The sequence below is a fragment of the Vibrio crassostreae genome (assembly GCF_024347415.1).
In the GTDB taxonomy this organism is placed as follows: Bacteria; Pseudomonadota; Gammaproteobacteria; order Enterobacterales; family Vibrionaceae; genus Vibrio; species Vibrio crassostreae.
Window position 1 is genome coordinate 1 of record NZ_AP025476.1, and the last position, 22,233, is coordinate 22,233.

The window sequence follows — 22,233 nt, forward strand, 5'->3', positions numbered from 1 at the left end:
GTGTCATCTTCGCTTTGGTTGCAGTGTTTGCAACAGCTTCAAGAAGAGTTACCAGCTACAGAATTCAGTATGTGGGTTCGTCCGTTACAAGCGGAGCTCAATGACAATACTCTAACTCTATTTGCACCGAACCGTTTCGTACTCGATTGGGTTCGTGATAAGTATCTAAATAGCATTAACCGTTTGCTGCAAGAATATTGCGGCAACGATATCCCACATCTTCATTTTGAAGTGGGAAGCAAGCGTGTGATTGCACCAAAGCCTGCGACACCAGCACCGACTCAGACTCGTACTGCAGCCGATGTGGCCGCTGAGTCATCAGCACCTGCGCAATTACAAGCTCGCAAGCCTGTCCATAATATTTGGCGTGATGAAGAGCCTGTCGCGGTTGATTTGAATCACCGCTCAAACGTGAACCCAAAACATAAGTTCAATAACTTTGTTGAAGGTAAGTCGAACCAACTGGGTTTGGCTGCGGCACGTCAGGTTTCTGATAACCCAGGAACAGCCTACAACCCGTTGTTCCTATACGGCGGCACTGGTTTAGGTAAAACGCACTTGTTGCATGCGGTGGGTAACGCCATTGTTGATAATAAGCCAAATGCGAAAGTGGTTTACATGCACTCAGAACGTTTTGTTCAGGATATGGTAAAGGCCCTGCAAAACAACGCGATCGAAGAATTTAAGCGCTACTACCGTAGTGTTGACGCATTGCTTATCGATGACATCCAATTTTTTGCCAATAAAGAGCGTTCTCAAGAAGAGTTCTTCCATACCTTTAACGCGCTGCTTGAAGGTAACCAACAGATCATCCTAACGTCTGACCGTTATCCAAAAGAGATCAACGGGGTAGAGGATCGTCTTAAATCTCGCTTCGGCTGGGGTTTGACGGTTGCGATTGAGCCGCCAGAGCTTGAGACGCGTGTTGCGATCTTGATGAAGAAAGCAGAAGACCACCAAATTCACCTTGCGGATGAAGTGGCGTTCTTTATTGCCAAGCGCCTGCGCTCTAACGTTCGTGAGCTGGAAGGCGCATTGAACCGTGTTATTGCCAATGCAAACTTCACTGGCCGTCCGATCACGATTGACTTCGTGCGTGAAGCACTGCGTGACCTACTTGCACTGCAAGAAAAACTGGTCACTATTGATAACATTCAAAAGACAGTAGCCGAGTACTACAAAATCAAAGTCGCTGATCTATTGTCTAAGCGTCGTTCTCGTTCTGTTGCTCGTCCACGCCAATTGGCGATGGCACTGGCGAAAGAGCTAACAAACCACAGCTTGCCTGAGATTGGCGATGCATTCGGTGGTCGTGACCACACGACGGTACTGCATGCTTGTCGTAAGATTGCTCAGCTGCGTGAAGAGAGCCACGACATTAAAGAAGATTATTCGAACCTGATTCGTACCCTTTCTTCTTAATACACAGTATTCTTAACCTTAATAAGCAGAATCTTGGCCACGTACTATTACGCAGTGCCATTTAGACCGTAAGAGCAAGATATGAAATTTACCATTGAACGTAGTCACCTGATTAAGCCATTACAACAAGTATCTGGCGCACTCGGTGGCAGGCCAACGCTTCCAATTCTAGGAAACCTACTGATTAAAGTAGAAGATAACGTGTTGTCGATGACAGCGACGGATCTAGAAGTTGAACTGATCAGCCGTGTAACGCTTGAAGGTGATTTCGAAGCGGGCAGCATTACCGTACCTTCACGTAAATTCCTAGATATCTGCCGTGGATTACCAGATAACTCAGTGATCACTGTGGTATTGGATGGTGACCGTATTCAGGTTCGCTCTGGTCGTAGCCGCTTCTCATTAGCAACATTACCTGCGGCAGATTTTCCTAATATTGAAGACTGGAGCAGTGAAGTTGAAGTGTCAGTGACACAAGCTGAACTTCGCGGTCTTATCGAGAAAACGCAATTCTCAATGGCGAACCAAGATGTTCGTTACTACCTCAACGGTATGTTGTTTGAGATTGAAGGCTCTATCCTGCGCAGCGTGGCGACCGATGGTCACCGTATGGCAGTATCTCAAGCACAACTGGGTGCGGATTTTGCTCAGAAGCAGATCATTGTTCCTCGTAAAGGTGTGCAAGAGCTAGTGAAGCTATTGGATGCACCTGAACAGCCAGTAACACTACAAATCGGTAACTCTAACGTGCGTGCGGAAGTGAACAACTATGTCTTCACTTCTAAGTTAGTAGATGGTCGTTTCCCTGATTATCGCCGCGTAATGCCGCAAAATACCACCAAGACACTTGAAGCTGGCTGTGATGAATTACGTTCAGCATTTTCTCGTGCTGCGATTCTATCGAATGAAAAATTCCGTGGTGTTCGCGTTAATCTTGCGGATAGCGAGATGCGTATTACCGCGAACAACCCAGAGCAAGAAGAAGCAGAAGAAGTACTCGATGTTAACTTCGACGGTGATGCTCTAGAGATTGGCTTTAACGTAAGCTACGTATTGGATGTTCTGAACACACTGCGTTGTGAACAGGTTCGTATCTCAATGTCAGACGCCAATGCGAGTGCTCTTATTGAGAACGCACAAGATGACAGCGCGATGTACGTTGTTATGCCAATTCGCTTATAAGCTGCCCCATGTTGACCTACCGAGTCGTGATTGAAGATTAATATGAAGACGTTATGCCTTTATCGCGCTTAATCGTTAAGCAGTTTAGAAATATTGAAGCCTGTGACATTCAACCGTCATCAGGCTTTAACTTTCTTATAGGGGCTAACGGAAGCGGCAAAACCAGCGTCCTTGAAGCGGTGTATCTGCTCGGACACGGTCGCTCATTCAAGAGTTCACTTACCGGTCGTATCATACAAAACGAGTGTAGTGAGCTGTTTGTACACGGCCGTTTTATGACCTCGGATCAATTTGAGCTGCCAATTGGCATTAATAAGCAGCGCGATGGCACGACAGAGGTTAAAATAAGCGGTCAAACTGGGCAAAAGTTGGCTCAGTTAGCTCAAGTCTTACCTTTGCAGTTGATTCACCCCGAAGGGTTTGATTTACTGACAGATGGACCTAAGCATCGCCGAGCATTCATTGATTGGGGAGTCTTCCACAGTGAGTCGGGCTTTTATGATGCGTGGGGCAGGGTAAAGCGCCTCAATAAGCAGCGAAACGCCTTATTGAAAACGGCAACCCACTATCGAGAGCTGAGCTATTGGGACCAAGAACTGGCCCGTTTAGCTGAAAGCATCAGTCAGTGGCGTGCCACCTACGTTGATCAGCTCAAAGAAGTCGCCGAAGAGATCTGTGCGACCTTCCTTCCTGAGTTTGAGATAAAGATTAACTATTATCGTGGCTGGGACAAAGACACCCCATACGCCGAGATATTAGAAAAGAATTTTGAAAGGGATCAGCAACTTGGTTACACCTTTAGTGGACCCAACAAAGCGGATCTGAAGATAAAAGTGAACGGCACTCCAGTGGAAGATGTCTTGTCACGAGGTCAATTGAAGTTGATGGTGTGCGCGCTACGAGTAGCACAAGGGCAACACCTCACTCAAATGACAGGTAAGCAGTGCATCTATTTAATAGATGACTTCGCTTCCGAATTAGATAGCCAACGCCGAGCACGTCTTGCTGAGTGTTTGAAGGCGACCCAGGCTCAAGTTTTTGTAAGCTCTATTACCGCTGATCAGATTGCAGATATGCATGACGAAAATAGCAGGATGTTTCATGTGGAACATGGCAAAATAGAGCAAGGATAATTAGTCAGAGAGTAACTATGTCAGATAATTACGATTCATCGAGTATTAAAGTACTGAAGGGTCTGGATGCGGTACGTAAGCGTCCTGGAATGTACATTGGCGACACGGATGATGGTACCGGTCTGCACCACATGGTTTTTGAGGTGGTAGATAACTCTATTGATGAAGCGCTAGCTGGTCACTGTAATGACATCATTGTAACTATCCATGAAGATAGTTCTGTGTCTGTAAGCGATGACGGCCGTGGTATTCCAACAGAATTGCACCCAGAAGAAAACGTATCAGCAGCAGAAGTAATCATGACGGTTCTTCACGCTGGTGGTAAGTTCGATGATAACTCGTACAAGGTATCTGGTGGTCTGCACGGTGTTGGTGTTTCAGTAGTTAACGCACTTTCTAAGCAAGTTACTCTTACTATCCACCGTGGTGGCAAAATCCACACTCAAACCTACAGCCACGGTGAGCCTCAAGCGCCACTAGCGGTTATCGGTGACACGGATAAAACAGGTACAGAGATTCGTTTCTGGCCGAGTGAAGAAACCTTCACTAACATCGAGTTCCATTACGACATTTTAGCTAAGCGTCTACGTGAGCTATCATTCTTGAACTCAGGTGTATCAATTAAGCTAATTGATGAGCGCGAAGAAGACAAAATGGATCACTTCGAATACGAAGGCGGTATCCAAGCGTTTGTTGAACACCTTAATACCAACAAAACGCCAATCATCCAAAAAATCTTCCACTTCAACTCTGAGCGTGAAGACGGTATTACCGTTGAAGTTGCGATGCAGTGGAATGACGGCTACCAAGAAAATATCTACTGTTTCACCAACAACATCCCTCAACGCGATGGTGGTGCTCACTTAGCTGGTTTCCGTGCGGCGCTAACGCGTACTCTGAACAGCTTCATGGACAAGGAAGGCTTCTCTAAGAAAGCGAAGACTGCGACCTCTGGTGATGATGCTCGTGAAGGTTTGACAGCGATTGTTTCTGTTAAAGTGCCTGATCCTAAGTTCTCAAGCCAAACTAAAGATAAGCTGGTTTCTTCAGAAGTGAAGTCTGCCGTTGAATCTACAATGGGTGAGAAGTTGTCTGAGTTCCTGATTGAGAACCCAGGTGAAGCGAAAACAGTTTGTTCTAAAATTATTGATGCAGCACGTGCTCGTGATGCAGCGCGTAAAGCTCGTGAAATGACTCGTCGTAAAGGCGCATTAGATTTAGCGGGTCTTCCAGGTAAGCTTGCTGACTGTCAGGAAAAAGATCCTGCACTGTCTGAACTATATATTGTGGAAGGAGACTCTGCTGGCGGTTCAGCTAAGCAGGGTCGTAACCGTAAGAACCAAGCAATCCTACCGCTGAAAGGTAAAATCCTTAACGTAGAGAAAGCACGTTTCGATAAAATGCTGTCTTCTCAAGAAGTAGCAACGCTAATTACAGCTCTTGGTTGTGGTATTGGCCGTGACGAATACAACCCAGATAAACTGCGTTACCACAACATCATCATCATGACCGATGCCGATGTCGATGGTTCTCACATCCGTACTCTGCTACTGACGTTCTTCTACCGTCAAATGCCAGAGCTGATTGAACGTGGCTACATCTACATTGCTCAACCGCCACTTTACAAAGTGAAGAAGGGTAAGCAAGAGCAGTACATTAAAGATGAAGATGCAATGAACCAGTATCAAGTATCTTTGGCTTTAGACAATGCAGAACTGCACGTTAACCCTGAAGCGCCAGCATTTGCAGGTGAAGGTTTAGAGAAGCTTGTTCAGCAATACAATGCAGGCATCAAGCTTGTTGATCGTATGAGCCGCCGTTACCCACGTGCATTGGTTCACGAACTGATTTACGTTCCTCGTCTAACGGCTGAGCAGTGTCATGATGACGCGGCAGTTGAAGCTTGGGGTAAGCAGCTTGTTGAGCAACTAAACGCGAAAGAAGTGGGTGCGAGCCAATACAGCCTTGAAGTTGAAAAACACGAAGAGCTAGATTTAAGCGTTCCTAAGATTGTGGTTCGTACTCATGGTGTGACTCATGAACACCTACTGAGCATCGATCTTATTAACTCTAAAGAGTTCGGTAAGCTAGCGGATCTTTCTGAAGCACTTGATGGCTTGATTGAAGAAGGCGCTTACATTAAGCGTGGTGAGCGTACTCAAGAAGTTTCTAGCTTCGTTGATGCTCTGAACTGGTTAGTGAAAGAGTCTCGTCGTGGTCTAAGCCTACAGCGATACAAAGGTCTAGGTGAGATGAACCCTGATCAACTTTGGGAAACCACGATGGATCCTGAAACTCGCCGTATGATGCAAGTAACGATTGAAGATGCTGTTGGTGCTGATCTGTTGTTTACGACGCTAATGGGTGACCAAGTTGAACCTCGTCGTAACTTCATCGAAGAGAACGCATTGAAGGTTGCTAACCTTGATGTATAGATTTCTTTAGTAATAAAGAAACTCAAAACGATAAAAGCACTGCCCATTGGCGGTGCTTTTTTATGCCTGTTCGATATGACGACCCGCCGTAGCGAGGAAGTACTTTCCGGATAAAAGTCCTACCTCGTAGTCATGTTCAAGTGCATGCTGTGGACTTCCCAGCAATGTTGAGTGCAGCGCTTTGTCTGGATGAATTTCATAGATGGTGGCGTCTTCTGGCGGGTTACTCAGAAAGTCTTGTGTCGCGCGGTAATGGGCTTCGTGTTTGAGTAACAGCTCAATCATCGCTTTGGCTTTTGTTTTCCCTAACAACTTACTGTATTTGCACATCCAGCGGTGATCAAAAGACGTTGAGATAGGTACTGTCCGAATCACAACAATATGTTTATAACCCTGGTTATAGGCTTCTTGTGCTGGGATGGGGGCGGTAACACCACCATCAAGCCACTCTTCATCATTCGCTTGAATTGCCTTTGTGCTGATAAAGGGAACGGCACATGAGGCTTTGAGAGCGTCCTGCCAAGTGTGTGAGTCTAAGTCAAAATAGGCTGGCTCGTGACGAGTCGCATGGGATGCACAGGCAAGCACCTTACAACTCTTCATATTGTCATGACCTAACTGCCAGTTGAGCGGTAAGCTGGTTTCGGTTTGTTCAAGTAACCAATCTAGGTCTAATCCTTTCTTTTGCAGTAAGAACTTATAGGTATCGAAGAACTCAGGACTGGCTGTTGCTTCTGTTATGACGCGGTAAGCATGGCGATGTTGCCCGCATATATAGGATGCTAGGTTAAGAGAGCCCGCTGATGTGCCAATCATCAATGAAAACGGATTAAAATTTTGTTCGAGAAAAGCATCCAGCACGCCCGCTGTAAAAATTCCGCGTTGGCCGCCGCCTTCCGTCACCAGAGCCACTTTATCTATGTGGATATCTAGGTGCGCTAAGGCATCGTAAGAGTGGAGTGCGTAAGAAATATGCGTAGAAGACATCAGGATTGCCACCAAAAGCTATAGAAAAGGATTCAACCTGATTAGGATATGACCAATGGTGGTTAATTAAAATTAAGTAATATTTATATAGCGTTTGGTTTTTCTTAACTAAAAAGTTGAATCACGCCGCTTGAAAAGCGCTTTGTGGCACCACATATCTATTTATGAAGAGGATGACTGTCTTGCTCAAAAGAGAAGAAACAGAACCTTCATTACCGCTGACGAAGTATCGCTCAACAGAGGATAACTTTAGCAGCACACAACTTAAAAATTGATTCATTGTCATGTCCCAGCGTTGTTGCCAATAGAGGTGAAACCCGAGGAATGCGAATTGAATCTCTTAGCTGTTTACTGGGTCACACACAGGTTCGATCTCAGTAAAATTCGCAGCTAAGACTATTGCTTACTAAAAGGATAGCATTATGAGAACTGTAGATTTCACTCCACTTTACCGCAACGCAATCGGCTTCGATCGTCTATTCAACATGATGGAAGCGAACACATCGAAGAACTCTTCTGGCGGTTACCCTCCATACAACATCGAGCAAAAAGACGAGAACAACTACCGTATTACTATGGCCGTTGCTGGTTTTGCTGATGATCAATTAGATCTGACTCAGAAAGAGAACATGCTAATTGTGAAAGGTGAGCGTAAAGCAGAAGCAGAGAAAACCTTCGTATATCAAGGTATTGCAGAGCGCGATTTTGAGCGAAAATTCCAACTGGCTGACTACGTAAAAGTGGTAGGTGCAAGCATGGAAAATGGTCTTCTTCACATCGACCTAGAACGCGAAATCCCAGAAGCGATGCAACCACGTAAGATTGCTATTAATGGTAATAGCCTACTAGAAGGTTAATTACTGTTAGCTCCTTAGAGCTAAAAAATATCGGGAAGTAAAAGTGAAAGAGCACCTCATGAGGTGCTCTTTTTGTTTGTTCTATCAGTGTCATTCCATAGAGGGAGGAACGACCGAGTAGGGAATCTCTATTTGCTTTCGCTGTAAGCCTTTTTCACTTCTTCAGCAATGATCGCAATACCTTTCTGCATCGCTTCATCATCTTGTACGTAGTTCATGCGTAAGCACTGGTGAGCATGATCCCACTCATCTTCTTGGCCGATAAAGAAGTATTCGCCCGGAACAATCAATACGCCGCGAGCTTTAAGGCGGTCGTACAGTTCCATTGTGGTGATTGGTAGCTCATCAAACCATAACCATAAGAAGATAGCGCCTTCAGGTTTATGGATACGGAAGCGTGGGTCATCGATAGCGTCTTGTAGTAGTTCTACTGCACGTAAAGATTTCTCTTTATAGAAAGGCTTAATCACTTCACTGCTCAAGCGCAGCAGGTCACCGTTCTCAATCATGTGGTTGGCGATAGCGGGCCCAACACTGCTTGGTGCTAAGCTGATGATGCCATTCATGTTGGTTAGTGCTTGGGTTACTTCTTCACTCGCAATCACGATACCGCAACGCACACCCGGCAAACCAAGCTTAGATAAACTCATGCACAGAATCGTATTTTCATTCCAGAACGGTTCGACATCTTCAAAGATGATGTTTGGAAACGGCAGGCCGTAAGCATTGTCGATCAGTAGCGGGATGTTGTTTTCACGCGCGAGCTTGTCCAGTTTACGTACTTCATCGTCGGTCAGTACGTTGCCTGTTGGATTGGTTGGACGAGATGCACAGATAGCCGCGACTGAGTCATCAACCTTTAGTTGTTCAAAATCGACGTGGTATTTGAACTGGCGGTTTTCTAGCAGCTCGATCTCTGGGTGGTAAGAGATAAAGATATCGTCATCAATACCCGCGTCGCCATAGCCGATGTATTCCGGTGCGATAGGCAGTAGGATTTTCTTATGTGAGCCGTCAGGCTGTTGACCTGCTAAAAGGTTGAACAGGTAAAAGAAGCCACTTTGACTGCCGTTAGTCAGGCTGATGTTCTTTTCGCTGATGTCCCAACCATAGGTCTCTTTTAGCATTGCGGCTAAAGACTTAATAAAGCTGTCTTTGCCCTGCGGACCATCGTAGTTGGCGAGGGCGGCTATGAGTTCTCCACTGGCGAGCATGTCTGCACTGGCTTGGTTAAAGTAATCGAGCATGGCAGGGATAGCGGCTGGGTTGCCACCACCAAGCATGATTGCGCCAGGAGTGCGCAGGCCATCATTCAAATCATCCATTAAACGAGTGATTCCAGAGTAACGATTAAACTTTTCACCAAACTTAGAGAACTGCATTACTTATTTTACCTAATTCATTGTGATTGCTTGTTACGTGTCATTAAGGCAGACCTTATGTCTGCCATCAGTGTATTCCTTGAACATACCGCAATGTTTTTGCGACGCATAGCGCCAAATGCTCTAACACGGAAAAAACTTTTCTTGTTACCTAGGCTAAATATCACGATTTAACATCCTCAAACTGAACCCAAACTGAATAGAACGACAGTAAACGCCAGAACAACGTGAAGTTGGTCACTCTTTTATTGCTCAAAAATAGCGCAATGAATATTCTCTCTCCCGAAGACAAAACAACCTATTTATCTTTTTTGGAGAAAGTAATGATTACTCAATTATTTGTTAAAGCTCAATTGTTTACTGCGGCATTTAAAAACGACCAACGTGGTGTTACTGCGATTGAATACGCAATTCTTGGTGTGTGCATGTCTGCAATCGTGCTTGCTGTATTTGGTGACGGTTTAACAGCAGCTCTGAACGATGCTGTTGCTGCTATTTCTCAAAACATTACAGATGCAAATACAGTTGAACTTTCTACTGCTGGCTCTGAAGGCTTTTAGTGGAAAACTTATGGTGGCTAATTATTTTAGCCGCCATGGCAATCTACGCCTGTTACACGGATTGTCGATACCGAGAGATCAGCAACCGTTTGGCGTTGTGCATGGCGTTATGGACCTTATCGCGACTGGAGTTTCACAGTGAGGCTCAACACCTAATACATCCGATTGCCGTGCTACTTGCTGGTGGTGTGTTATTTCAGATGAATATACTCGCGGCAGGCGACAGCAAACTATTCGCGGTACTGAGCTTAGCGATCGACTCTAAATTTATAGCCGTTACGCTGCTACTTATTGGCTTTTTAGGTGGTGTATTAGCGATTAGTCAGTGGTGGTTAGGACGAATGACTGCCGATATTCGGTGGACACAGCGTGGCGTCCCCTATGCAGTACCAATCTGTTTGGCAAGCTTATTAGCTATAGCTGCATCATTATAGGTTAAACAATGAATTCAAAAATCATTCTTGGTCTAGCAGTTGTTGCTATATCTATTGGGCTTTATGGCGTGACACAAACGCCTTCTACGAAAGAATTTCCTACGCAGTCAGTCAATCAAGTGGAACCGAAGATACTTGCTTGGCAGTTGAAGCGGAACGTCGTGCAAGGTGACAAGCTTGCACGTCGCGACTTTGAAGCAGTGTACCTGACGCGCCAGCAAGCTGGTTCACATGGCTTAACTGAAGATACTCGCTTTAATTGGCAGCAAAGCTTGTTTGCCAAACAGGCCTTGCAACAAGGTGGCATTGTTACTCCTGAGTTATTGACCTCCCCAGGTCAAGCCGATTACTTGAATACAGTGATTGAGCCAGGGTTTGTGCCTTTTAACGTGACGGTTCCGGGAGAGGATGTCGTTGGTGGCACGATCAGTGTTGGAGACTTGGTCGATATTTCAGTGTTGTCGGCACCTAAGCAAAACTTGGCCAATGATAAGAGAGTCGATGACATTCAACACCTGACTATGACTCCGCTGCTCGCTCTGGTTCCTGTTTTGGATATGGTCAGTCGACAGCGTTCGGTGAGTACTTTAAGCAGTGAAAAAGTGACCGAGGTGACCTTGGTACTACAAGTTACCAATAGACAGGTTGCTCAATTAACGATAGCCAAGCGCATTGCTGAGATTGAAGTGCATAAATCAATTGGTGAAGAGTTTTCGGACGACCTGGAAGCAGATTCAAGTGATGTGATCAGTTTGTCTGGTCAACGTGACGAGATACGCGAATATCGGTTTAAGTAGGGCGAATCATGATGACAAAACGAATATTAGCCTTTGCTGGGCTTTGGTTGCTATCGCCTCTAGTAGTCGCGGCTAGCTTAATCAACCTTGCTGAGGGGCAGGCTACAACCGTGAAGGTTACTGGTGATGTGGCTTCAGTCTTCATTTCTGACCAAAAGGTCGCGGACTATCAGGTGATAGATGAACACAAAATTGTGGTGTTTGGCCGTCATCTAGGAACTACGACTTTCATCGCTTTTGATCAACAAGGCAATGAACTGGTGAATCAGCAACTGGTTGTGAATCGCAGCTATACCGATATCGAGCAGCAGATAAAAATTCAGTATCCACAAGCCAAAGTGACTGTTTATGGCATTGGTGAAAACATCATCTTGAGTGGCCCTGTATCTTCCGAACTAGAGAAAGACAATATTTACCAGATGGTCGGTGAATTATTGGGAAAGGAAGAGGTTGAACAAAACTTCTCTTCTGAAAATGAAGCGCCAGTTGATGACTTAAGCATTGAGTTTATGACCAAGCGTCGCTATCGAGGGGTGGTGAATAACATTGAAGTGAACGCTACCAAGCAGGTCAATGTAAAGCTGACTATTGCTGAAGTATCTCACTCTTTTATCCAAGACTTCGGCATCAAAGTGGGCACTGCAGGTAATGCAGGAATGTTTGTTGATCAGCTTACCCATTTTAGTGCTAGCGATATTGTCTCTGTGATTTCTGCGGTGGGATCGGATCAGGTTGGTCAGATTCTAGCGGAGCCTAATCTATCGGTGATCTCTGGTGAGAAAGCGAGCTTTCTTGTCGGTGGAGAGTTACCGGTCGTGACCAGTAATGATGGTGGCACCAATGTGGACTATAAAGAGTTTGGTGTTCGATTGGAGTTGATGGCGAAGGTGCTAAGAGACGACAAAATTAAGCTAGCACTGACCCCTGAGGTGAGCTCTTTAGATGCTCAATACAGTAACGAACTCTACGATTTACCGGCTCTAAAGACTCGACGCGCACAAACGACGGTTGAGCTGGGGGATGGGCAAAGTTTTGTACTGGGTGGTTTGCTGAATAGTGAAGAGCGCGAATCGCTGACTCGAATCCCGTTTATTGGCGACATCCCAATTCTTGGTGCGTTATTCCGACACACAGGAACGGAACGTAATAAGACCGAGCTCGTAATAGTGGCGACGGTCAACTTAGTTCAACCCGTTAAAGCGAATCAGATCCAACTGCCGATAATGGAAAAAACGGGTACTTTGAAGCGCTTCTTAGCGCTAGACAGTGAATATGACAAAGCCGAACAGCGTTGGGCGAGCGAAATTTTATCTGCCGGAGGCTTTAAACAGTGAAACGTTATTTACTAGGAATGTTATGTGCCTTTGGCATCAACGGATGCGCTGACCATGTTGTTGAACCTGAAGGTACTTCTATCGAAGTGGTGCCGATTCACTATCAATTTAATGCACAGAGTCAGGATCACACTTTAGTTGAGCAGCGCTTTGAAGCCTTTATTCAGCGTTATCAATTAGAGGGCAGTACTGCTCAGTGGCAAATTATCGTGAATGGTTCATTACCTCAACCGCTAGTGTCAGTGCTGGATGAGGTACTTGCCAATAACCATATAGCTCTGTCACAGGTGGAGCATCAAGTTAACAACACATCAAATCGTTTTAGCGTGTCTGTGATTGCAACGGATATGCAGGTTCGTCTAGAGGTCTGTCAGCAACAAAAGGTCGGGCATTATGGGTATAGCAAACTTGGTTGCTATACCGACGGTAACCGCTGGCAATCAATGGTTAACCCTGAAAAATCACTGTAACTCCGTTTACTACAGCTCCTTGAATAAGTTTTAGGTTTACGAATATGTTTAATTTAGTCGATAAGTTGAGTGCTAAGGATGAGCAAACTCCTCAAGTAGATAACCATTGTGCCGTGCTGTTTCAGAGCGAAGATTGCCGAGCTCATTTATACAAAGCCTTTCGTTTTGAAGGCCTGCCTGAGCCTGTCGCTTTTGAAAACCAACCGGCAAGTGCTTTAAAGCTGGCTGAATTCGTGAATTTAAAAGTGGTGATGATTGATCTCAACGATAGCGACAATGTGGTTCGAGATGCTCAGCAGATCGCCTTACAACTTCCGACACACTTGTCGGTTGTGGTTATTGGTAGTGAAGATGCGATCACGACTATTCGTGCTTTAAAGGACTTAGGTTTCTACTATCTATTTTGGCCTGCCAGCGAAGTCGAGGTGACCGATTTTTACCGAAGTGTTTTGCACAATCATATGCAGCGTCAAGGTGTGGCTCGAAACCGTAAGGCTAAGCAAATTGCTTTTGTTGGGGTGAAAGGCGGAGTGGGCACCTCATTGATTGCGAGTGAAGTTTCTCGTTGTTTAGCCAAGCAGCACTCACTACCAACTTTGTTGGTTGACCACACCTATACCGGCAGCAACCTAGACGTAATGCTCGGTTTGAAAAAATTCCAAAAGCGTAACGTACAAAAAGGGACGTTAGTTTCTGCGGTTGATACGGCTTTGGCTTCGAATTTGGTGCAGAGCTTAGAGAACAATCTTTCTATTTTGGCGGTCGAGTCCCAAGACTTCAGTCGTGGCGAATTGCATGAATACACTCAAGCACTGACTAAGCAAGTAGAGCAGAACAGTTCATTCATCATTGAAGACTATTCGCACAGTGCGCTGACCCAACAAGAGTTGTCTCGAGCACTGGCTGATGTTGATTCATTAGTTTTGGTATTTGATGGGCTTTGTTGCGTAATTATATTTAAAGATAGAGCTACCCCGTTTCGGGTATTTCTTAGTCAATACGACAAGTTTCAGGCATCCCTAACCCAGTGAGCTTGTTCAACGCTTTTATCATCGCGTAAGTCTCACCCACCTGCGCATTGTAATTTCTTAAGCTCAATCGTCCTCCTAGTAACTGTTTAACTCGATACATCGCGGTTTCTGAGAGTGAACGTCTGTGGTATCCATACCGCTCTTTCCAATACTTATTTGAGCCGTATAACTTCTGGCAACCCACTGCGAGATTTCGAGGATGACCGCGCTCCCAGAAGGCTGCCCCTTCTCTTGGGGGAATAAGCGCAACGGCTCGCTTAATCTTAATAGCAGCGTGACACGCTCTCGTGTCGTAAGCGCCATCACCAGACACCTCAAGGATACTTCGGCGTGTTTGTTTCAGTAAATTCGGGAGGACCTCTCCATCTGTAACCGTCGATAAACTTAGCTCGGCTGCAATGATCTCGTGAGTGCTTGTATCGACTGCAATATGCAGCTTTCGCCAAACTCTCCGCTTGCCATCTGCCCCGTGTTTTTTGACTTTCCATTCACCTTCGCCATAAACCTTAAGGCCAGTCGCATCAATGGCTAAGTGCTGTATCGCTCCTCTCGTTTTACTCTTAAATGAGACCTCAACTTGCTTGGCTCTACGACTGATGCAGGTGTAATGTGGACAACTCAATGGAACATGGGCAAGTCTAAATACCGAGTCGATAAATCCTTGCAGCGCTCTCAGTGGCATAGAAAAAACTCGTTTTACCATGAGCGCTGTCGTGATAGCTAAGTCACTGAATCGACGTGGTCTCCCGCGCTTATTCTGTTTGCTTTGCGCCCACCCGCTTATCGCCTCTTCATCAATCCAAAAGGTCAGAGAGCCTCGATTAATGAGTGATTGGTTGTATTGCTTCCAGTTGGTTGTTTTGTAAAGAGGTTTAGGCATGAGGCTACGAGAGATAGTGGATGTAACTGATCAGATCGTAGGCTCTGGATTTAGTTCCATTGAATTACGCAACAAAGCCTATTTGATGCTACCGTTTCATCGTTGAGAGAGCTCAATCGAATTGTTGGCAGTGTACAAGCTGAATTGCCAACAATGACCATAGTGACGGTAATGAATCACACTCGTCCGAGTAATGCCGCCTCGGTATCAAAAGCCGATGTTGAGAAGCACTTTGGACAAGCCGCTAATTGCCACGTTGAGTTCGATCACAAGGCCAATCAATACCTTCTTCAGGGCGAATTGATCACTGAAACTCGATCTGAGATGCAATTGGGTTTAACGCAGTTGGTGGCGATACTTCTTGGTGAGCAAGTCGTCCAGAAAAGCAAAACGTCATGGCTCTCTTGGCTTAAGAGGTAGTTCGCATGCAACAGTCAAAACAAGTCTATCTTCAACTTCGTCAGCAAATATTTGAAGCTTTGGACGCGAGTGCAATTGAGTCTTTATCCACTCAAGAGTTAGAGAAGCAGCTGAGCCACGCCATTGAGGTGTTGGTTAATCGTGAACAGCTTCCTGTTTCAACATTGGCTAAGCAAGAGTATGTCACCAGTTTAATCAATGAGCTCGTTGGTTTAGGGCCACTTCAAGTGCTGATGGATGACGACAGCATCAGCGATATTATGATCAATGGCCATCAACAGGTCTTTATTGAACGCAATGGTTTGGTAGAGCGTGCACAGGTGCAGTTTATTGATGAACAACAGTTAATCGAGATTGCTAAGCGCATTGCAAGTCGAGTAGGGCGTCGTATTGATGAGTCTTCACCAACATGTGATGCCCGCTTGGAAGATGGCAGTCGCGTTAATATCGTGATCGCGCCGATTGCTCTTGATGGAACCTTGATTTCTATTCGTAAGTTTCGCCATCAAGCGATTAACTTGGACAAGTTAACGGAGCTAGGAGCGCTTAGTGAAGAGATGGCGCAACTATTGGCATTGGCTGCTCGTTGTCGCTTGAATATCTTAATCTCTGGCGGTACGGGTTCTGGTAAAACAACCTTGCTCAATGCGTTGTCACAGCACGTCTCTGAGGTTGAGCGAATTGTCACGATTGAAGATACCGCAGAACTAAGATTACAGCAGCCTCATGTTGCTCGAATGGAAACTCGACTTGCAGGAACCGAAGGCACTGGTGCCATCACTTCTCGAGATTTGGTGATTAACTCACTGCGTATGCGTCCTGATCGCATCATTGTTGGTGAGTGCCGTGGCCCGGAAGCTTTTGAGATGCTGCAAGCGATGAATACGGGACACGATGGTTCGATGTCGACATTGCATGCCAATAGTCCTCGAGACGCAATATCACGTGTTGAGGCGATGGTAATGATGGCGACCAACAATTTGCCTATCGATGCGATTCGTCGCTCTGTGGTGAGTGCAGTCGATATCATCGTGCAAGTTACTCGATTGCATGATGGCTCAAGAAAAATTATCAGTATCTCCGAAGTTGTAGGCCTTGAGGGAGAGAGCGTGGTGCTTGAAGAACTATTTACCTTCCAAATCGAGGGTGCGTTGAGTGATGGAAAGTTGTCGGGACGCTATGTCACTTCAGGGGTCATGAGCCGCTCGGTACTCTTTAAAAAAGCGCACTTTTTTGGGTGTGAACAACAACTACAGCAGTTGATTCATGCGATCGAATTAGTGGGGTAGCAGTGTGTATTGGCTATTAATGTTTTGGGGCGTTGTCCTGCTGCTGGTTGTAATTTTTTCTAATAAGAGTCACTCAATTGATGATTATTTTCCATCAAATGATAAGACAAAAACAGCGTCAACAGCCCCTCGCCAAGCGATTCAACTTAGTCAGATATCCAATGGCTTAGGTTGGTCTTCGATAGCAAGCCTTTTTCATCAAGTTAAGCGACAGTTGGGCTCTTTTGCTGGTGTAAAGGTGGTTTTACTTAGTGGTTGTGTGAGTGTTTTAGCTGGTGCAGTGAACCGCTACCTATTCGGTTTCCCAGCTTGGCTAGTCCTTGGTAGCGCATTGGTTGTAACTTGGGTATGGGGCTTCTTGTGGTTAAAACAGCGTGACCGTAAGCAATTTGAAGAGAGCTTTCCTGATGCATTGAACATGTTGGCTAGCTCTCTATCTGCCGGAGAGAGTATTGGTCGAGGAATTGGTTTTGTCGGCAACAAGCTTCCTGGTGAGGTTGGCAAAGAGTTTAAAAGAATGGCAGAACGCTTGAAGCTAGGTGAGCCGCTGGACGATGTTTTTCGTAAGTCTTGCCAGCGATTTCCTTATCCGTCATTTCATTTCTTTGTGATTACCCTACGTGCCAACATGCAGCGTGGTGGGCAATTGAAAGAGGTCATGTCGCGTCTGAACCGTCAGATGTTCGAAGCTAGAGCGATGGAAAGAAAGAAGTTTGCGATGACTTCAGAGGCGCGTATTTCAGCAAAGATAGTCAGTGCAACGCCGTTTGTCTTTATCTCAATGCTGCCAATACTGAGCCCTGAGAATTTTGATTTCTTGATGTTTACCGACGAAGGTCGCCCGGTTCTATATTACCTGTTGATCAGCGAAAGTATTGGTTTAGCGATCATTTGGATGTTGATGAAGAGGGTGAGGTAATGGCCAATATTATTTCGATTTTAATCAAGCCTCAGTTGCAGTCATTGTTGATTTGGACTTGCCTGTCATTTGGTGTGTTGTTGCTCTGTTATTGGTTAATCACGCAGTACATCGCGCAGCAAAAGCTGGCTAGTATCGCTAGCCAGTTTAAATCGATGACTCAACAACGCAGTCAACGACAGTTACAAATCGATAGCCTCTTATGTCCGCTGACACAATTGGTTAATGCGTCCGACCAACAGATGCAGCAGCGCTTTATTGGTGCGGGTATTTATCAAACACGCTATAGCTCCATGTATATGCCACTCAAATATCTGGTTCTTGCGATAGGTGAAGTGGTGGTCATTGGTGTGTGCTGGTGGTCCGGTGTCGCTATTAATCAGGCTGTCGCTCTGATATGTGGTTGGGCAATGGTTTCTATTGCGCTGCCCGATATGGTACTCGCTCAGCGAACTAAGTGGCGACATCAAAAATTAGTGGGTCAGTTGCCTTACTTGATCGACCTAACGGCGATCTGTGTGCAAAGCGGGATGACGATTGAAGCTTCACTGAAGTATTTAGCACAAGAGATGCAAGGCTTTGATCGTGACTTGGCTTATCTACTGAATAAAACCAATCATCGCGCTCGAGTTGTTGGGATGGAAGAGGCGCTTGAAGAGCTTTATCAACAGGTGCCAAGCAGTGAAATGCGTAGCTTTGTGATGACGTTGACTCAAAGCATTCAACACGGCTCGTCGATTTATCGCATGTTAACTGTATTGGCGAGTGATGTGCGTGAAGTACAAATGCTCGAACTGGAAGAAAAGATAGGGAAGTTAGCCGCCAAGATGTCGATACCATTGATTGTCTTCATCTTGATTCCGATCGTATTCGTTATCGCCGCTCCTGGGGTGATGAGGTTAATGCAAAGTGTTTAAACAATTTCTGATATGTATGCTGCCATTGTGGTTAATGGCATGTAGTTCAACTGCTAATAACTGGCAGCAAGAAGAATCGAAGGAAGCGATTTACCAACAAACCAATAATCACACAAAACTGGTTGCTCTGTATAAAGTTCAGCTCCAACGTGAAGATATCGCCGAAATTAGGCAAAAACTGGCGAGTAGCTATTTAAAATTGGCCGATGCAGAATCCGCTCTTTTTTACATAACTCCTGTTATAGAGAGTGAGAAAGCCTCACTTGAAGCTTACCAAATCCAAGCGCAGGCATACGGTGATATGGGCCAATATCCAGCAGCAATCGCTGCAGCGAAACTGGCATTGGAGTTAGATCCGAGTAATAGCCGCACTGAGAATTTACTCGGCACCTACTATGGTTACAGCTTTCAAACGATGCTAGCGAGACGCTACTTTGAACGCGCTCGTGATCACTTCTATGACGGTGTCACAGTAAACAATAACCTTGCTGTACTGGACATCGCTGAAGGTGATTATCTTACTGCGGCCAAGCGTTTAATGCCGTTGTATAAGAGTCACCAAGCGGATGAAATGGTTATGGCAAATCTGACGCTTAGCATGGCTAAACAAGGCCATTATGCGTTTGTACAACAGGTCTTAAGTGATACCTACAGTCAGCACCAAATAGAAAAGATCTATCGTTCACTGCAGAAGTTCGAACCTATGAGTGCTGATAGCCGCTTAGATACGCTGTCGAGCATTCAATATGAAAAATAAGCAGCGTGGTGTCGCTAGCATAGAGTTTGTTATGGGCTTCTTTGCCTTCTGGCTGATGTGTATGGCGTGGGTGGAGATGAGCTATATGTCTTACATTTCATCTATTAACGATCTTGCTATATCGGAAGTTGCCCGTGAAGCCAAGAAAGGCTCACACGATTATTTGGCTACGGTAGAGCAAGTTTTACATAGAGACGGCAGCATGTGGAATAGTGTGATTGATGGTGATGATTTTCAGGTAACCATGCACTATCTCACATCGGTGGATGAGTTGGTGAAAGTCACCAATCAGTGCCAGATAGCACCGGGTGAGTCCTATAAAGAGTGTGGTGATGAGCAGAACTCGTCGTTGGCTATTTATCGACTCACCTATCCATTCACCCCAATTTTTAGTTACTTCTTAGGTCTAGACGGATTACTAAGCCGAGAAATGGTCGTGGTTCAAGAGTATGAAAGATCTAAGTTTGAAGTCTAACTCGCGAAAGTGTCAGCAAGGCATATTCAGTATCGAGTTTGCCATTGTAGGGTTCTTTTTTAGTTTGCTGTTGGTATTCAGTGGTGACGTGATCATCAAGCTTTCCGTTAAAGGTAAGTTGGATCGTTTGTCCTATTCGCTGGTGAATGTTGTCAAAGAACGCACGCAGCTTTATGACTCTAGTGTGCTCTTAACCTCTAAGCAGGTTGATGAAATAGACACGATAGCTCGTCACTCCTTACAACGTACCTTTGGTAATTATGACGCTTCGCGTTATGGCTTGTTGGTTGAAGAGCAAAGCTTTACTGGGATTGGCCAAGCTTCACCGAGCATTCGGGAACGTCGTGGAGATCTAAGCTGCAGTGTTGCCAAGCCCATTAGTGAATTACAGCATCTGTCTGTGGTGAGTGTTTGGGGGCACCAGATGCCTCTTTATCGTGTAACGCTCTGCTATCGAACTAATAACTGGTTTGGTGAACTGGTTGGTACTGACTTTACCGACGTGATGTCAGATTCTGTCGTGATTGGGAGGTAAACATGAGTCTATCTTTGGCTAAACAGTCTGGCCATGCTGCGATCTTGTTCGCGATATGTATCCCCGTGTTATTTGGTGTGTTTATGTTGGGCTCTGATGGCGCACGTGCTTTACAGACAAAAGCGAGATTAGAAGAAGCAGCAGAAGCGGCAGTATTGGCGGTATCTGCAGAAGACAGTGAAAACCACTCGTTGGCTCAGTCTTATATCGATCACTACCTCTACGATATGGATACCTTGCTTGATGTTGAGGTCAATAAGCTCTCGTGCGATCAAATTGCAGATTGTACCCAGCAGGCTGAACAAGGTGGAGCTCGCTATTTTGAATACCGAGTTGCCGGTCGAACGCAGCACCAATCGTGGTTTCCGGGGCAAGGTGTGATCGTGGGATTTGGTGACACCTTTGATGTGACTGGTTCTTCAAAGGCTCGAAAGTTTCAAAGCAAGATTGTTGATATCACCTTTGTCGTCGATTTCTCTGCATCAATGAACGATGACTGGAGTGGCGGTAAAAAAAGTAAGATTGAAGACCTCAAAGACACGCTAGAACTGGTGACTGATGAACTAGGAAAATTTAATGCGGTGACGCCAGGTATAAAGCACCGAGTTTCTCTCACAGGGTATAACCGACGTACCGTGAACGCTAATACTGCTGGCAAACTGGTATTTCGAGATCAACGCATCGTTACCAAAATGGGTGAGTATGACAAAGATGATGTTGTGAACTTTAACAAGACCATTGAGCAACAATTTAAGGTGAAGGGTGCTGCCAAACGAATCCCCAATGGTGATGGTGACGCGGTGTTTACCGATATTTTCTATACCGAGGATTTTGATGGATTTATGAAAAAAGTCAGAACCTTCAAGGCGTCTGGTGGTACTGCCTCACTACAAGGAATCATTCGCGCAGGGCAGATTGTGACGTCATTGGCCAAGAACCCGAACCAACTGATTATCATCTTGTCGGATGGTGAGGATTGGAATCACTACGCAGGACAAACGAACAAGCTCGTGAACAAGGGTATGTGTACCAACATTAAGAATATGATAAATGGCGGCAAGGTCTCAGCAGATAATCTTAATGATGATGTCGCTGTTGTTGATGGAGTGAGCCCGGGTAAGTTTACGAGTTGGGGCGAGGCGATGAATGCGCGCATGTCGGTGATCGGCTTTGATTATGATTTGCATGCCAACACAGGACTACTTAATTGCGTTGGTAAAGACAACGTTTTTAAGGCTGAAAATAAGCAAGATATCTTGAATAAGATCTTAGCCCTGATAACTGAAGAAGTAGGTCACTTGGCGCAGTAATGTTGTGTCTGGTCGATCAGATAGTTGATGAATATCCAGAGAATTAGAATGAACAAATTTATATCGATAACATTGTTATTGGCACTGCCTTTTTCGGTTATGGCAGCAACACCGAAACTCGATACGAACGAACTGCTTTACCAATACTGTGATACTGGCAGCTCCGAATTTGAGCAGTCGGTTACGGTTGGGCAAGGTACTAAGGTTATGTACCATCAGGGGCCTTTCATGCAGGTATCGGCAACGGTTGATAATCAGGCTCTGGTTGAGTTAATTCAAGGCAAGCTTACTCAATCTGATCTCAGCAATAGCTGTACTCAGTTTCTGTTGAGCAGAGCCGTCATCGAAGATGAAAATCAAACCCGTGATCTGGTTGCCAGAGTGTTGTTTGACTTTGATAAGGATGAACTGAATAAACAGTCGCGCTATTTGTTACTTAAGCTCGGAGCGAAGTTAGAGCAACAGGTGCCCGAATTGAGTGTTGTGGGTAACACCGACTCGAAAGGATCGGGGAAATACAATTTGAGCTTGGGTTTAAAGCGTTCAGAGTCAGTTGTTACGTATCTGCGTGAGCATGGGGTTCCTGTTGAACAAATTACGGTAACCTCGCAAGGTGAGAAAGCTCCGATTCAAAGTAATGACTTGGAGACTGGCCGTCATCTGAATCGTAGAGTCGATATTCAATCTTAACCTATCTTTAATTTATG

At 45.3% G+C, this 22,233-nt stretch carries 23 protein-coding genes; 20 read left to right on the top strand and 3 right to left on the bottom strand.

Annotated features, from left to right (window positions below; genetic code table 11):
• The 4 genes from dnaA (at window position 1) to gyrB (ending at window position 6,172) form a co-directional block, all read left to right on the top strand.
• Complete coding sequence (gene dnaA / locus OC193_RS00005) at window positions 1-1,422, top strand: chromosomal replication initiator protein DnaA (protein WP_019825569.1); 1,422 nt, start codon at window positions 1-3, stop codon at window positions 1,420-1,422.
• 81 nt (window positions 1,423-1,503) lie between these two features.
• Window positions 1,504-2,604, top strand: a complete 1,101-nt coding sequence (gene dnaN, locus OC193_RS00010; RefSeq protein WP_017058809.1) for a DNA polymerase III subunit beta — start codon at window positions 1,504-1,506, stop codon at window positions 2,602-2,604.
• Between the two features lie 53 nt (window positions 2,605-2,657).
• Window positions 2,658-3,737, top strand: coding sequence for a DNA replication/repair protein RecF (recF, locus tag OC193_RS00015; protein WP_019825571.1), 1,080 nt, complete (start codon window positions 2,658-2,660; stop codon window positions 3,735-3,737).
• A 17-nt stretch (window positions 3,738-3,754) separates the two neighbouring features.
• Complete coding sequence (gyrB, locus tag OC193_RS00020; RefSeq protein WP_048662698.1) at window positions 3,755-6,172, top strand: DNA topoisomerase (ATP-hydrolyzing) subunit B; 2,418 nt, start codon at window positions 3,755-3,757, stop codon at window positions 6,170-6,172.
• A 60-nt stretch (window positions 6,173-6,232) separates the two neighbouring features.
• Here the strand turns inward: gyrB and OC193_RS00025 are convergent, their stop codons facing one another.
• Window positions 6,233-7,159 carry a patatin-like phospholipase family protein gene (locus tag OC193_RS00025; protein ID WP_048662699.1) on the bottom strand — a complete coding sequence of 309 codons (927 nt, stop codon included), beginning with the start codon at window positions 7,157-7,159 and terminating at the stop codon, window positions 6,233-6,235.
• Window positions 7,160-7,581: 422 nt separating this feature from the next.
• Between OC193_RS00025 and OC193_RS00030 the strand changes: the two genes are divergently transcribed.
• On the top strand, window positions 7,582-8,016 hold the full coding sequence (locus tag OC193_RS00030; RefSeq protein WP_009848140.1) for an Hsp20 family protein: 435 nt from the start codon (window positions 7,582-7,584) through the stop codon (window positions 8,014-8,016).
• Between the two features lie 128 nt (window positions 8,017-8,144).
• Here OC193_RS00030 and OC193_RS00035 read toward each other — a convergent pair whose 3' ends face one another.
• A complete protein-coding gene (locus OC193_RS00035; RefSeq protein WP_048662700.1) occupies window positions 8,145-9,398 on the bottom strand; it encodes a valine--pyruvate transaminase in 1,254 nt (417 codons plus the stop codon).
• Between the two features lie 323 nt (window positions 9,399-9,721).
• Between OC193_RS00035 and OC193_RS00040 the strand changes: the two genes are divergently transcribed.
• From OC193_RS00040 to OC193_RS00065, 6 genes are read left to right on the top strand one after another with little or no spacing between them, the layout of a single operon-like run.
• Complete coding sequence (locus OC193_RS00040) at window positions 9,722-9,958, top strand: Flp family type IVb pilin (protein WP_048662701.1); 237 nt, start codon at window positions 9,722-9,724, stop codon at window positions 9,956-9,958.
• On the top strand, window positions 9,958-10,392 hold the full coding sequence (locus tag OC193_RS00045; RefSeq protein ID WP_080967309.1) for an A24 family peptidase: 435 nt from the start codon (window positions 9,958-9,960) through the stop codon (window positions 10,390-10,392). Before OC193_RS00040 ends, OC193_RS00045 begins: the two co-directional genes overlap by 1 nt.
• An 8-nt stretch (window positions 10,393-10,400) precedes the next feature.
• Window positions 10,401-11,189, top strand: a complete 789-nt coding sequence (locus OC193_RS00050) for an RcpC/CpaB family pilus assembly protein (RefSeq protein ID WP_048662703.1) — start codon at window positions 10,401-10,403, stop codon at window positions 11,187-11,189.
• A gap of 8 nt (window positions 11,190-11,197) precedes the next feature.
• Window positions 11,198-12,523 (top strand): type II and III secretion system protein family protein, encoded by a 1,326-nt coding sequence (locus tag OC193_RS00055; protein ID WP_230682705.1) that lies wholly within the window; start codon window positions 11,198-11,200, stop codon window positions 12,521-12,523.
• Complete coding sequence (locus OC193_RS00060) at window positions 12,520-12,993, top strand: hypothetical protein (RefSeq protein ID WP_123923618.1); 474 nt, start codon at window positions 12,520-12,522, stop codon at window positions 12,991-12,993. The genes OC193_RS00055 and OC193_RS00060 overlap by 4 nt, the downstream gene beginning before the upstream one ends.
• Before the next feature lie 44 nt (window positions 12,994-13,037).
• Window positions 13,038-14,024, top strand: coding sequence for a ParA family protein (locus OC193_RS00065; RefSeq protein WP_261978660.1), 987 nt, complete (start codon window positions 13,038-13,040; stop codon window positions 14,022-14,024).
• On the opposite strand, the gene OC193_RS00070 is transcribed toward OC193_RS00065, so the two are convergent.
• On the bottom strand, window positions 13,984-14,904 hold the full coding sequence (locus tag OC193_RS00070; RefSeq protein ID WP_048661579.1) for an IS5 family transposase: 921 nt from the start codon (window positions 14,902-14,904) through the stop codon (window positions 13,984-13,986). The two genes, OC193_RS00065 and OC193_RS00070, sit on opposite strands and share 41 nt — an antisense overlap.
• A 171-nt stretch (window positions 14,905-15,075) precedes the next feature.
• Between OC193_RS00070 and OC193_RS00075 the strand changes: the two genes are divergently transcribed.
• Genes OC193_RS00075 through OC193_RS00115 form a run of 9 tightly spaced genes read left to right on the top strand, consistent with a single transcriptional unit; the run spans window position 15,076 to window position 22,216 of the window.
• On the top strand, window positions 15,076-15,324 hold the full coding sequence (locus tag OC193_RS00075; protein WP_048666355.1) for a hypothetical protein: 249 nt from the start codon (window positions 15,076-15,078) through the stop codon (window positions 15,322-15,324).
• A 5-nt stretch (window positions 15,325-15,329) separates the two neighbouring features.
• Window positions 15,330-16,613 carry a CpaF family protein gene (locus OC193_RS00080; RefSeq protein WP_048657803.1) on the top strand — a complete coding sequence of 428 codons (1,284 nt, stop codon included), beginning with the start codon at window positions 15,330-15,332 and terminating at the stop codon, window positions 16,611-16,613.
• Window positions 16,614-16,617: 4 nt separating this feature from the next.
• Window positions 16,618-17,532: a type II secretion system F family protein gene (locus OC193_RS00085; RefSeq protein ID WP_228761237.1), complete on the top strand. Its 915-nt coding sequence runs from the start codon at window positions 16,618-16,620 to the stop codon at window positions 17,530-17,532.
• The gene (locus tag OC193_RS00090) at window positions 17,532-18,449 is read left to right on the top strand and encodes a type II secretion system F family protein (RefSeq protein ID WP_048662706.1); all 918 of its coding nucleotides are present in this window, start codon (window positions 17,532-17,534) and stop codon (window positions 18,447-18,449) included. Before OC193_RS00085 ends, OC193_RS00090 begins: the two co-directional genes overlap by 1 nt.
• Window positions 18,442-19,206: a tetratricopeptide repeat protein gene (locus OC193_RS00095; RefSeq protein ID WP_048657800.1), complete on the top strand. Its 765-nt coding sequence runs from the start codon at window positions 18,442-18,444 to the stop codon at window positions 19,204-19,206. Before OC193_RS00090 ends, OC193_RS00095 begins: the two co-directional genes overlap by 8 nt.
• The gene (locus OC193_RS00100) at window positions 19,196-19,681 is read left to right on the top strand and encodes a TadE/TadG family type IV pilus assembly protein (RefSeq protein ID WP_048657799.1); all 486 of its coding nucleotides are present in this window, start codon (window positions 19,196-19,198) and stop codon (window positions 19,679-19,681) included. The genes OC193_RS00095 and OC193_RS00100 overlap by 11 nt, the downstream gene beginning before the upstream one ends.
• Entirely contained in the window at window positions 19,656-20,216 is a 561-nt protein-coding gene (tadF, locus tag OC193_RS00105; protein WP_048657798.1) for a tight adherence pilus pseudopilin TadF, read from the top strand. Before OC193_RS00100 ends, tadF begins: the two co-directional genes overlap by 26 nt.
• A 2-nt stretch (window positions 20,217-20,218) precedes the next feature.
• Window positions 20,219-21,526 carry a TadE/TadG family type IV pilus assembly protein gene (locus OC193_RS00110; protein ID WP_048657797.1) on the top strand — a complete coding sequence of 436 codons (1,308 nt, stop codon included), beginning with the start codon at window positions 20,219-20,221 and terminating at the stop codon, window positions 21,524-21,526.
• A 48-nt stretch (window positions 21,527-21,574) separates the two neighbouring features.
• Window positions 21,575-22,216: an OmpA family protein gene (locus OC193_RS00115; RefSeq protein ID WP_048657796.1), complete on the top strand. Its 642-nt coding sequence runs from the start codon at window positions 21,575-21,577 to the stop codon at window positions 22,214-22,216.
• Window positions 22,217-22,233 lie beyond the last annotated feature (17 nt).

Coding starts and splice junctions, on each gene's coding strand:
- OC193_RS00050 (WP_048662703.1), top strand. CDS start 10,401: ATGAATTCAAAAATCATTCTTGGTCTAGCAGTTGTTGCTATATCTATT.
- tadF (WP_048657798.1), top strand. CDS start 19,656: ATGAAAGATCTAAGTTTGAAGTCTAACTCGCGAAAGTGTCAGCAAGGC.
- OC193_RS00065 (WP_261978660.1), top strand. CDS start 13,038: ATGTTTAATTTAGTCGATAAGTTGAGTGCTAAGGATGAGCAAACTCCT.
- OC193_RS00055 (WP_230682705.1), top strand. CDS start 11,198: ATGATGACAAAACGAATATTAGCCTTTGCTGGGCTTTGGTTGCTATCG.
- OC193_RS00115 (WP_048657796.1), top strand. CDS start 21,575: ATGAACAAATTTATATCGATAACATTGTTATTGGCACTGCCTTTTTCG.
- gyrB (WP_048662698.1), top strand. CDS start 3,755: ATGTCAGATAATTACGATTCATCGAGTATTAAAGTACTGAAGGGTCTG.
- OC193_RS00035 (WP_048662700.1), bottom strand. CDS start 9,398: ATGCAGTTCTCTAAGTTTGGTGAAAAGTTTAATCGTTACTCTGGAATC.
- recF (WP_019825571.1), top strand. CDS start 2,658: ATGCCTTTATCGCGCTTAATCGTTAAGCAGTTTAGAAATATTGAAGCC.
- OC193_RS00100 (WP_048657799.1), top strand. CDS start 19,196: ATGAAAAATAAGCAGCGTGGTGTCGCTAGCATAGAGTTTGTTATGGGC.
- OC193_RS00070 (WP_048661579.1), bottom strand. CDS start 14,904: ATGCCTAAACCTCTTTACAAAACAACCAACTGGAAGCAATACAACCAA.
- OC193_RS00075 (WP_048666355.1), top strand. CDS start 15,076: ATGAATCACACTCGTCCGAGTAATGCCGCCTCGGTATCAAAAGCCGAT.
- OC193_RS00080 (WP_048657803.1), top strand. CDS start 15,330: ATGCAACAGTCAAAACAAGTCTATCTTCAACTTCGTCAGCAAATATTT.
- OC193_RS00030 (WP_009848140.1), top strand. CDS start 7,582: ATGAGAACTGTAGATTTCACTCCACTTTACCGCAACGCAATCGGCTTC.
- OC193_RS00025 (WP_048662699.1), bottom strand. CDS start 7,159: ATGTCTTCTACGCATATTTCTTACGCACTCCACTCTTACGATGCCTTA.
- OC193_RS00110 (WP_048657797.1), top strand. CDS start 20,219: ATGAGTCTATCTTTGGCTAAACAGTCTGGCCATGCTGCGATCTTGTTC.
- OC193_RS00090 (WP_048662706.1), top strand. CDS start 17,532: ATGGCCAATATTATTTCGATTTTAATCAAGCCTCAGTTGCAGTCATTG.
- dnaN (WP_017058809.1), top strand. CDS start 1,504: ATGAAATTTACCATTGAACGTAGTCACCTGATTAAGCCATTACAACAA.
- OC193_RS00040 (WP_048662701.1), top strand. CDS start 9,722: ATGATTACTCAATTATTTGTTAAAGCTCAATTGTTTACTGCGGCATTT.